The sequence below is a fragment of the Dapis purpurea BLCC-M126 genome (assembly GCF_050015975.1).
In the GTDB taxonomy this organism is placed as follows: domain Bacteria; phylum Cyanobacteriota; class Cyanobacteriia; order Cyanobacteriales; family Microcoleaceae; genus Trichodesmium.
The window spans coordinates 1-11,478 of record NZ_JBNHER010000284.1 but is presented as its reverse complement, the minus strand read 5'-3'; the positions used below and the strand labels follow the sequence as shown (position 1 = coordinate 11,478).

8 protein-coding genes are annotated in these 11,478 nt (G+C 35.2%); 6 read left to right on the top strand and 2 right to left on the bottom strand.

Features of this window, described 5'->3' with window-relative positions:
- Window positions 1–226 precede the first annotated feature (226 nt).
- Window positions 227–664, top strand: a complete 438-nt coding sequence (locus ACP6PL_RS25925) for a hypothetical protein (RefSeq protein WP_426548220.1) — start codon at window positions 227–229, stop codon at window positions 662–664.
- Window positions 665–824: 160 nt separating this feature from the next.
- On the opposite strand, the gene ACP6PL_RS25920 is transcribed toward ACP6PL_RS25925, so the two are convergent.
- Window positions 825–2,180 carry an aromatic ring-hydroxylating dioxygenase subunit alpha gene (locus ACP6PL_RS25920; RefSeq protein ID WP_426548219.1) on the bottom strand — a complete coding sequence of 452 codons (1,356 nt, stop codon included), beginning with the start codon at window positions 2,178–2,180 and terminating at the stop codon, window positions 825–827.
- 160 nt (window positions 2,181–2,340) lie between these two features.
- On the bottom strand, window positions 2,341–3,822 hold the full coding sequence (locus ACP6PL_RS25915) for a glycoside hydrolase family 13 protein (protein WP_426548218.1): 1,482 nt from the start codon (window positions 3,820–3,822) through the stop codon (window positions 2,341–2,343).
- Between the two features lie 840 nt (window positions 3,823–4,662).
- Here ACP6PL_RS25915 and ACP6PL_RS25910 point away from each other — a divergent pair.
- The 5 genes from ACP6PL_RS25910 (at window position 4,663) to ACP6PL_RS25890 (ending at window position 11,187) form a co-directional block, all read left to right on the top strand.
- Entirely contained in the window at window positions 4,663–5,949 is a 1,287-nt protein-coding gene (locus tag ACP6PL_RS25910) for a glucose-1-phosphate adenylyltransferase (RefSeq protein ID WP_426548217.1), read from the top strand.
- Between the two features lie 660 nt (window positions 5,950–6,609).
- The gene (locus tag ACP6PL_RS25905; RefSeq protein ID WP_426548216.1) at window positions 6,610–7,071 is read left to right on the top strand and encodes an AAA family ATPase; all 462 of its coding nucleotides are present in this window, start codon (window positions 6,610–6,612) and stop codon (window positions 7,069–7,071) included.
- A gap of 1,278 nt (window positions 7,072–8,349) precedes the next feature.
- A complete protein-coding gene (locus tag ACP6PL_RS25900; protein WP_426548215.1) occupies window positions 8,350–9,363 on the top strand; it encodes a DnaJ C-terminal domain-containing protein in 1,014 nt (337 codons plus the stop codon).
- 417 nt (window positions 9,364–9,780) lie between these two features.
- On the top strand, window positions 9,781–10,158 hold the full coding sequence (locus ACP6PL_RS25895; protein ID WP_426548214.1) for a DUF732 domain-containing protein: 378 nt from the start codon (window positions 9,781–9,783) through the stop codon (window positions 10,156–10,158).
- A gap of 90 nt (window positions 10,159–10,248) precedes the next feature.
- The gene (locus ACP6PL_RS25890; RefSeq protein ID WP_426548213.1) at window positions 10,249–11,187 is read left to right on the top strand and encodes a glycosyltransferase family 2 protein; all 939 of its coding nucleotides are present in this window, start codon (window positions 10,249–10,251) and stop codon (window positions 11,185–11,187) included.
- The last annotated feature ends 291 nt before the right edge of the window (window positions 11,188–11,478 follow it).

Here is an 11,478-nt window from a genome sequence, read left to right as displayed (position 1 = left end):
TCTGGTTTAAAGCCTCCCCTTGGATAGGGGAAAAAGCGGTCGAGGGATGCCGAGGAAACCTCGGCATATCCAATCGACCAAGAGAAGAGAAATAATATTTCCTTATCTTCAATCAAGAACGGTTTTAACCAGAGGTAATTATCAATTATCCATTATCAATTATCAATTAATGAATTTACCCCAAACTTATCACTAACTCGAACATTTAGATAGTCTAAAACAACGCTTGGAAGAAATTTTAACTTGTGTCAGTTTAACTAGCGAAATGGCTAGACGGGAATTTCTTATTGCTCCAGTTTTGATGGAATTAATGCATTACACCAAAGTTAAAATTAAGGTGAGTTATTCTTTAAAAGTTAGTGAGCAATTAAAAGGTGAATTAGATTATTTTCTGCAAACCAAAACTCAGTTTTTAGTTATTGAACCTAAAAATGCAGATTTACAAATAAATTTCACGCAACTTGCAGTAGAATTGATTGCTTTAGAGCAAGCAGAATTTGCTAGTTATTCTATGTTATATGGTGCAGTATCAATGGGTAATATTTGGCAATTTGCTGTTCTTGATACTCAAAAAAAGCCAATTTTGCAAGATATAAATCTATATCTATTTCCTACAGATTTTTTAGACTTACTCCAGATTATTGTAGGAATTTTAGAAGCATGAGAAAGGAATATCTGAAATAGGATAAAGATATTCCTAGAAGCTTTTATCCTACATAAACATAATTATAGTCCACCACACACAATTTATTTACCTGAATATTTATCCACTTATAACTATTCAATTAGACATGATATTAGACTTGAGAAAATATCTACTTCTATTAATGCCTAGTATAAGAACGTTCAAACCTAATCTTGAACTTCTCAGCCACAACCGCTAATCCCACACTACATAGAGCAACAGCAACAAGCAATAATTTCATAGCAAAATCTTCTGTCATTATTGCTAAGGCAGCAAGAGCGATCGCCACTCCTACAAATATCTGTTTTCCTCGAATAGCGGTTTGATGAGCGCGACTACAGGAACTACAGAATTGAGTATGATGATAATATCGAGCCATTGAGACATCTTCCTTCTCAATCTTACCCTGGTTTTCCCCAGTTTTAAAAGTAGCATAACCATGATAATAAGGTAGAGACGAACCAAAGCGATCTAACCATTTTCGGTATTCCAACAAAATAGTATCAGAAGTCTTCAGAGGCAAATATAATTCTCGCAAGCTTTTTTGCGTGCGCTCAATATATTCTTGTTGTCCTACAACCATTGCCAAATCTTCCTCTAAAATTTTACTTTGACCTAAATGTATCAACCACCGGGGAGTTATTTTCATTTTCCACCCAAAAAAGTTCCGATAACTCAGTGTCAAAATTCGACATCGGTTTTTACTTACTGGCATCGAATAGAATGCCAACCCAAACACCCAACCTTTCTCTTCAATGTAAAAATTCAATAGTACCAAGCTTGGTGCGACAAACTTGATACTTCTCCAAGATTCTTGAGGAGTAGAAATACGTCTAAATCTTGCTTCTATTCCAGCGATGGAACTTTTGAGAATTTCCATTTCTAAAGCAGTGGCATTTTTCCGGTTTCCTTGACTACCGTGATGACTGATATCAACATGAGCTGGATCTAACACTTGCTCTATAAAAAAACCCTGTCCAAAAGGCAATTCTGAGACCTTCTCCGCACGAACAAATCCTGGTTTCTCTAAATCTGGTAAAGTGGGAATCTTATTTTCATCTGCTATCTCTGCTTCTCCTGCCCACATCCAAACTATGCCTTGTTTTTCTGCTACAAGAAATGATTTTACGCAAGCTTTTGCCGGAATTTTCGCATCTGCTGGCAACTGGGGAATATGTAAACATTCTCCTCCATTGCCAAACTGCCAACCGTGGTATAAACATTCAATTTTGCCGTCAATTATTTGTCCATCTGATAGTTTGGCTGCACGGTGGGGGCAAAGGTCTGCAAGACAAATTAGTTTACCATCATTATTGCTGAATAAAACTAAGGGTTCATCATATAAGGAAAAACTATAGGGTCGATCTGTTGGTAAATCTTGAACGAATGTGACTGGATACCAACAGTTTCTCCAATTAAATTCTTGGTCTGTTTCTGAAGTTAGTAAGGTATCAGTGGATGGCGATATTTCTGGAATATTCGGTGCTATTGTCATAATAATTCAATTTTTTTGTCATGAGATTTCTGAATTAGTTTATCATGTTTGTTTGGTTTAATAAAGGGGAGGTTTTTGATATAAATAATCCATAAAATATCCCTCCCTTCTAAAATCAAATCAACTATTTTTTCATTATAAACTTTCTGTTCAAGCAAGATTAATTTTTCACCAAAATACAACCTTTTCTTCCAGGTAAATCTAACTGTAATTTACTAGCTTCATTTTCTCCTTGCCAAGATATTTCACAACTACCATAAATAATTTTATTGGGTTGAGATTTAAGCTCACTAATACTAACATTAACTTTTGCTGGTTCCGTACCAATATTAACAGCAATAATAATTTCTTCATCCCCTAAAATACGAGCAAATACATAAACATTTCCCTCAGCAAACAAAACTTTATAACTACCAGTACGCAAAGCTGAATATTGATTTCTAATAGCAATTAACTTCTTATGATATTCCAGAACTTGATTATCCCATTCTTCAGTAGCAGGAAAACCACGACGAGAGTCAGGATCTAACTTCCCTGGTAAACCTACTTCATTACCATAATAAATACTAGGTGCGCCAGGAAAAGTCATTAACAACAGAGTAGCTAATTCAACAGTTGCTTTATCCCCTTGAGCAATACTCAAAACCCTAGCTGTATCGTGACTGTCTAATAAATTGAGTTGAGTTAATTGAATTTCCCAAGGATAGAGTTGTAATAATTCCTGCATTTTTTGACCGTATTCAACAGCAGATATAGCTGGATAAGCTACATAGTCACGGTCTTTAACTTGGTCAATATCTACGCGATCGCCTGCGGTAAAAGCAATAGTCGGGCCTGTAAATAAATAGTTCATCACCCCGTCAAACTGAGTACCATCCAACCATTGTACGCAGTCACTCCAGACTTCACCCACAATATACGCTTCTGGGTTAATAGCTTTGACGCGATCGCGAAATTCCTGCCAAAACCCAGGAGTCTTGATCTCAAACGGTACATCTAAACGCCAACCATCAATACCAAATTCTAACCAATATTCTCCAATTTCCATAATGTATTCTTTCACTTCCGGGTTATCGTGATTGAATACAGGTAAAGCACGGTTGCCTATCCACCCCACATAATTAGCAGGTAAACTGCCATCGTAAGCAGATAGAGGCCAACCTTCTATTTTGAACCAATGCAACCAGGGAGAATGAGGACCGTTTTCCAAGATATCGTTGAAGAAATAGAAACCACGACTAGCGTGATTGAAAACTCCATCAAGAACAACTTTAATCTTGAGATCGTGAGCAGCATCTATTAATACTTTTAAAGCTTCATTGCCTCCTAAAATTGGATCAACTCGATAATAGTCATGGGTATGATAGCGATGGTTACAGGTTGATTGAAAAATTGGTGTGAAGTAAATGGCGGTGATACCAAGTTCCTGAAGATAGTCAAGTTTTTCTATGACTCCCCAGAGGTTGCCACCTTTGTAACCTTGAATAGTGGGAGATTCATGCCAAGGTTCTAGGATGCTGGGATACCAACCTTTGTCTATTCCTTTCCTGGTTTGAGTCGGCGGTTGAGCTTTAATAAAACGGTCTGGAAAAATTTGGTAAAATACAGCGTGTTTTACCCATTCTGGTGTTTGAATTTGCATAAATAATTTTCTCTTCTTAGGAAACCGCTACTATTTTGACAGAAAATTGGTCTCAAAGTCTCACAAATTCAAGTAATATTAAAATTTGTCACAGTGACTAGAAAATCAGGCGTTGCTGAATAAATTTATTATTTTACAGGAGTTAGGAGCTATAAACGAGATTTTTACAGGCCAGGAACGAGGGAAAATAGGTCTGATTTACACATTATAAATTTAGGAATTTTATACTTTACTTCAGCAAAGCCCAAAATTAATTATGGATAAAGGTTGCAATTTTACAAAACACATACATTCGGAAAATTTGCAAAATTTTGCAACCAAACTGACAAAATAAGTTACGATATTAGACCATAAAAAAAATATACCATCCGAATAAATTCAAATTATTTGTATGAATAAATTTCAGATTACATCACTTTTAGTTTTGTCAATTATTTCAATAAAAAAAAATGATGAGGCAAGAAAGTCAGAATTTCCTATCTATAATATCTATGAATATTTATTGTGAAGTAGCTTTAGGTTATTAGAAAATAAATACTAACTCAAATAATCCGCCCTAGCCTAGATAAATTTAGTCTAATATTCACCAGAGTAAATAATTATTTAATCACAACCTAAAAATCTCTGAAGAGCAATCGCTTCCCTATAAAAATTATTTCCTACTAACATCAATACTATATGACTTTTAATATTTAAAATTTAACTTTTGGCGTCAAAAAATTGCTCCACTACCCATAACCAAAATTTAACCTCACCATATCTAAATATATACCCCCTTGCCAATGATCCCCAACCATTGGACACTAAGGATGAGAATATTATTGGCAGTGAGGTTTAACCGTGAAAAACGTACTAAGTATAATTCTAGGCGGTGGCGCAGGTACCCGTCTCTATCCATTAACAAAACTGCGGGCCAAACCAGCAGTACCCCTAGCCGGGAAATATCGGTTGATAGATATTCCTATCAGTAACTGCATCAACTCAGAAATGCAGAAAATATATGTTATGACCCAATTCAACTCGGCTTCTCTCAACCGTCATATCACTCGTGCCTATAACTTCCCTGGTTTCAGTGAAGGTTTTGTCGAAGTTCTAGCAGCTCAACAAACTAAAGATAATCCAGAGTGGTTCCAAGGAACAGCCGATGCTGTCCGTAAATATATTTGGTTATTTAAAGAGTGGGATGTTGACTATTACCTAATTCTCTCCGGAGACCATCTCTACCGTATGGACTATCGGGACTTTGTCCAACGCCATATTGATACAAAGGCAGACATTACTCTCTCTGTCTTGCCCATTGATGAAGCACGGGCATCTGATTTTGGTTTAATGAAAATTGATGACTCTGGTCGGATTATTGAATTTAGCGAAAAACCTAAAGGGGACGATCTAAAAATTATGGCAGTGGATACCTCTGTTTTAGGAGTTAGTCCAGAAGTCGCTAAAGAACAACCCTACATTGCTTCTATGGGAATTTATGTCTTTAATAAAGATGTCATGGTCAAACTATTGGAAGAATCCCAAGCTCCAGATTTTGGTAAGCAGATTCTACCTAATTCGGCTAAAGATTATAATGTTCAAGCTTACCCATTTGAGGGATATTGGGAAGACATCGGGACTATTCGGTCATTCTATGAAGCTAATTTGGCTTTGACACAACAGCCTCAGCCTCCCTTTAGCTTTTATGATGAAAAAGCTCCTATCTATACTCGCTCTCGCTACTTACCTCCAAGCAAACTTTTGGACTGCCAGATTACAGAGTCAATTGTTGGAGAAGGTTGTATTCTTAAACAATGCCGAATTGACCATTGTGTTTTAGGTGTGCGATCTCGTGTAGAATCTGGCTGTATAATAGAAGACTCTCTGCTGATGGGTTGTGATTTCTATGAACCTTTTGCCGAACGTCAATCTGGTATAAATGAGGGTAAGATACCATTAGGTATTGGTACTGAAACGACTATTCGTGGGGCAATTATTGATAAGAATGCCCGAATTGGGCGTAATGTCCAAATAATCAATAAAGACAAGATAGAAGAAGCTCAACGTGAGGATGAAGGATTCATCATTCGCAGTGGGATTGTTGTTGTCTTGAAAAATGCTATTATCCCTGATGGGACAGTGATTTAGTCAGTACTTTACTGTAAGTAATTAGTTGGTTAGTGGTTATAAGTAAATGCTACTAACCACTAAATCCTAATGATCCTAAATTGACGCATTTACAGTTAAAGTCAGAAGTCAGTAGACGGGATTCGCGTTTACGCAGCATTCCGTAGGAAAAAGCGGAAGCTCTACGCCAGCAAATGGTCATCCCACAGTAAATTTGGAGCAGGGACTAAATTTGAGAATGTCCGTGCCAGTAATAGTGACTGCAATACTTGCCTGTTGTAGAGGGGTTTTCCTTTGGAATGCTTCGTAAATGCTAAAAATTTAGGCTTCTGATACCATTCACTGGTCAGAAATTCCTTTCAAGATTACCTTATTGTGGTGTTTTATCGTGAGGTAAAAGTTATGCCCCATTTTATATTCAACATTTCTGTTCTAATGTAGAGAGAATTTTCCGCTTCTTCTATGCTTTGATTATGACAGATCAGGGTCGGGATTAATCCTACTTGCTCCATTACCTTTCAGCGTGGGGCAACTCTGCCGAGAAAGTTAATTGCTAATTTATAGTAATACACATATAGAGTAATAGGGTAAGAAGATTGGTAAATCGAGTTAGTGAAACATTTCAACAAGAAAAACTGAGTCAGAGATAACTTTTAACTTTTTAGTTGCGCGTAGCGCTATATGACCAGATTAATTATTCTGATTGGACTTCCAGCTAGTGGCAAATCTACTATAGCCAGGAAAATTGTCTCTAGATGTCCTCACTGTCAATTAATTTCTACTGATGCTATCCGTGCTCAATTATTTGGTGACGAAGCAATTCAAGGGCTTTGGCTTAGAGTTTGGCAGGAAGTAGAACAGAAATTTCACCAAGCTGTAAGCCAAACATCTCTAGCTATATATGATGCTACTAATACCCAACGTCGCCGACGAAGAGAACTGATTGACGTTGCTAGAGAAACTGGATTTAGCTACATAAGTGGTTTATGGCTTGACAAATCATTAGAATTATGCTTACAAAGAAATAAACAACGACAACGCCAAGTACCAGAAGAAGTAATAATGAAAATGTCTCGACAATTAACAGATGCTCCTCCAAGTTGTGAAGAAGGATTTGATCGACTACAACGAATTACTAGATAATATTGTTCCATCAAAATTCATTATTTCTCAGAAAAAAATAATCTTTATTTCTACATTATTTGTAGTCTCAAATAATTTGTGTTTGACTGTTTAGTTTTTAATTTTTACTAATGGTGATTTCTATGTAAATGAATTACATGAACCAGCCTTGAAAGTAATTCAAAATTGAGGAAACAAACGAGCTAGCTACTGATAGCTAAAAAAGAGGGTACGGCAATTGCCATTAGTCTTTAAGGAAAAACCGAACTTGACTATATGTTAAGCTTTGATAACTTGAAAGAAGAAACTAAATCATAATATTGAGTCTGCTTGATTAATCACTAATATCGGGGGATAGTTTTTGCAGTTGTTGACAGAAAAATTACCACCAACTTAAATATCTTGGTTAAAACCTACTTATAGTAGTTTGATAAATTTTTGCTACAAAAATAGTAGTTCGTTCCTATATCTGAGTGAGGTACAAAATTCGTTTGTTTCGCAAGAGTAGTTAGGGACTTTGTTTGCAAAGTCCGTAGAGATTCCTAATTCGGGAAAAAGGGAATAGAAAACAAGAAAAAGAACAATACCTGAGTAACTGGATAAACCCTATAGTTAGTTTAGTGCTTAGGAGTCACGAGTCAGAAGCAATAAAATTTAAGTATTTTTTGTGTTCATCTATGTCTTTTAGGGAATAGCAAAAAATAAATTATCCAATTTTTGAACTAGATCTATTTATTTCGCTGCTTTGACTCCCTTATCACTAAATTGCAGAGTAATTGTATATTTTTTGATTGGGAATTTCCTTAGTCAAAAAACGACTAATATAAAGCCCTTTTCACTTAAGCTTATTTATAAAATTCTTTTTTCACGCTTTGTATTAGAAATCATAAAGTATAACGATTGCTCGGGAAGAACAGATATTACATATTACCAAACAAACAGTAATGGTAGTGAAAATATTAGTTTTTCCAAATAACTTAAAACTAGAATATTATTTTTTCTGCTGCCAAAAACTATCCTGTCAACTCTCACTGTCCCCTAAAACATTTAACTTGATATTCAGATATCAAATGTGAATTCTATATAGCAATCCGCACATAGGTTGTAACAAGTTTTTTAACAGTTAAATTCAATTAAAACCTGCTGAAATTATGACTCCTGACTCCTGACTCCTGACTCCTAACTAGCACCAAAATACTACAACTAAAACAGGATTGCTATATAATTAATCAACTAAAAAGTAATCATATATTAACATTAAGTAGTTGCTGAACAATATTCAGATAAGGAGAATAATAAATGGCTAAAACTGATTTTAAAGATTATTACTCAATCTTAGGTTTAACTAAAAGTGCTAGTGCAGAAGAAATAAAAAAAGCTTACCGTAAATTAGCTCGGAAATATCACCCAGATATGAACCCTGGCGATCGCAAAGCAGAAGCTCGTTTCAAAGAAGTGAATGAAGCTTATGAAGTTTTATCAGATCCAGAGAAACGCAAAAAATATGACCAATTTGGTCAATACTGGAAACAAGTAGGTTCTAGTGGTGGTGGATGGCCTGGTGGAAAAAGTGGTACTACTGTAGACTTTAGTGGATTTGACTTTAGTCAGTATGCCAGTTTTGACGATTTTATCAATACTTTATTGGGACGTAGTGGTAGTCCTGGTAGTAGTAATGCTGGTGGACGAAGAGCTTACACCTACAAAACAAATACAGGTTGGCCAGGAGGATTTGGTAATGGATTTGATGGTGCTTCTGGTTTTGATGGTCGCAAGTCGGCAACTTCCCTAAATTTAGAAGCTGACATTACTCTGAGTTTTGCAGAAGCTTTTCGGGGAACACAAAAACGTGTGGGTGGTGGAGAAGTTTCAATTCCTCCTGGAGTTAAATCCGGAAGTAAAATTAGGGTCAAGGGTAGAGGTCAATTAGACCCATATACTCAGCAAAGGGGAGATTTGTACTTAAAAGTGGAAATTCAGTCTCACTCTTTCTATCAGTTTGAGGGAGATAATTTACTCTGCGAAGTAGCAATAACTCCGGATGAAGCTGTACTGGGTACGTCTATTGAAGTGCCAACTCCTGATGGGATGGTCAATGTTAATGTTCCTGCGGGTATTCGTTCTGGCCAGTCTTTGCGATTACGGGGTAAGGGATGGCCTAAACCAAAATCAGAGGAACGTACTGACCAATTAGTCAGAATTATTATTACTGCTCCAAAAAATATTAGTTCTTTAGAAAGAGAATGTTATGAAAAAATTAAAGCCAATCGTACTTTTGACCCTCGCAGTCATTTAAAGAATATATCTATTTAAGTTCAGGGAGTAGGAAGTAGGGATTAGGGAAGAAATTGAAAAAGTAAGGGAGTAGGAACTAAAGATATAGTAAAAAAAATTGGCATAATTTACTTTCTGCTATTTCTTTAATTAAATTAATAATGCTAAGTCATTTTCAAGTCAAAAGTCAATTTCAATACTTTTGAAATTATCTATAAATATAGCAATCCTAAAATAGGTTTTCATTAATGAAGAATGGATGCTGGATAATGACAACTCTCTGTAATTATCAATTATCCATTGATAACATTTTATCGTATTATCGTAGGGGTTTTGTCTCTAAACTGAGCGTAAAATGGGATAAAAAGACCAAACCTCTAAAGTTTTTTTTTTCACCAATCATTTAGGATTGCTATATTTACTCTTTTTAAGATGATTATCTGAAAAAATTTCAACATGAAGAGAAATAGCATAATATATCAAAATTTAACTCTTAGCATAACTGTAATATTAAATGTATTATTATCTAGTCCTGCTCAAGCAGAATCATTTGAAAACTTATTAAAAAGTTCATTAACTCCAGCAGAGGCAGAAATACATAATATTATGGGTGATAAACAAGCATTAGAAACAGCTCGTAATGCTTGTAGTTCTCTACAGAAAGGTAATTCTGTCCAAGAATTTTCAACTCAGGCAGCTATATCACTACTTCAGATAGGTTTAACACAAGAGCAATTAAAAACAGCAGCTCTTTATACAGGTAAGGTCATAGCTACAGGTGTAACTTCTTTTTGCCCAGAATATAAATCAAATTTACAAGAGTTGCAACTATAATCTAAATCAAAATATTGATTTGCCTTTTTGCTTCTCCCTTTGTTATTACTTCTTCCTTATTCATCAAAAAGTCTCGAGGAAAATTTACTGATGAAATTTAGTGTTGTGATTACAACCTATAATCGATTAGATTTATTAAAACGGGCAATTAATTCAGCTTTAGAACAAACAATTGAATGTGAAATAATTGTGGTTGATGATTGTTCCACAGATGGTACAGAAGAATATGTGAAAAGCTTGGGTGATCGGCTCATCTACCATCGTACTACTTCTAATCAAGGTCACGCAGGTACAATGAATTTAGGTGTCAAAAATGTCCAGGGAGACTGGATCAAACCTGTCGATGATGATGATTATCTAGCACCTAATTGTATTGAAGAAATGACTAAAGCAATTAGTCTTCATCCTGAAGCAGTTATTATTTCTTGTCAAGCAGCAAGAGTTAATATTAATGAAGTAAAAATTGGTTATACTCGTACCGCTGGATGTGAAAAAGTATTTTATATTCCCCAAGAAGATATTCATTATGGAATGTTGCTAGAATTACTACCTTTTGGTACTCCCATTCAAGTAGCTTTTCGTCGGGATGCTTTTTTATACTCTGGTGGATGGGATAGTAATTTAACAAGTTGTGATGATATTGATTCTTGGATTAGAATTGCTGAATTTGGTGATGCTATTTTTCTCAATAAATGTTTAGGTTATCGTACCATTTGGCCTGGAGGCTATGACCAAAAAATTCCTTTGCAAAAACGTTGCGATACTAATATTTTAATGAAAGAAAAAATTTATGCCAGAGTCAATAAAAAGTATAGTAATTTAGTTCCAGATATTGGCAATATTAGAAAATATATGAATTTACATTGGGGTCTGGTATCTCTCACACAAAAACAATTCTTGACAGCTTTAAATATGTTATTGCCAGCAGCTTTTTATCCCCAAGGATGGCGAGTGCTTTTGGATGCTCTTGCTTATCGAAAAAAGCTAAAGAAAAATACAATTTTGCCGAAAAAGATTTTGATTGATTAGGGTCTGGTAAAAAACTATTTAATCAAAATAGGTTAAGAGATGATAAGCAAGAGTTGTTTTGAGTTTTTATACCATTTTGAAAAAAGAATGTTACGAATAATAAGGACGATAAAAAGATTTTACAGGAGATGTCCCTTTGACTAAAAAGATGATTTATGAACTAAAAAAAAGCATCGAAGCTATTCCCATACGACTTCTGACTCCTGACTCCTGACTCCTAAAAAATACCCTGTCTATTTTTCATTAATTGATAATTGATAATGGATAATTGATAATTACCTCTGGTTAAAA

Coding starts and splice junctions, on each gene's coding strand:
- ACP6PL_RS25915 (WP_426548218.1), bottom strand. CDS start 3,822: ATGCAAATTCAAACACCAGAATGGGTAAAACACGCTGTATTTTACCAA.
- ACP6PL_RS25905 (WP_426548216.1), top strand. CDS start 6,610: ATGACCAGATTAATTATTCTGATTGGACTTCCAGCTAGTGGCAAATCT.
- ACP6PL_RS25890 (WP_426548213.1), top strand. CDS start 10,249: ATGAAATTTAGTGTTGTGATTACAACCTATAATCGATTAGATTTATTA.
- ACP6PL_RS25895 (WP_426548214.1), top strand. CDS start 9,781: ATGAAGAGAAATAGCATAATATATCAAAATTTAACTCTTAGCATAACT.
- ACP6PL_RS25920 (WP_426548219.1), bottom strand. CDS start 2,180: ATGACAATAGCACCGAATATTCCAGAAATATCGCCATCCACTGATACC.
- ACP6PL_RS25900 (WP_426548215.1), top strand. CDS start 8,350: ATGGCTAAAACTGATTTTAAAGATTATTACTCAATCTTAGGTTTAACT.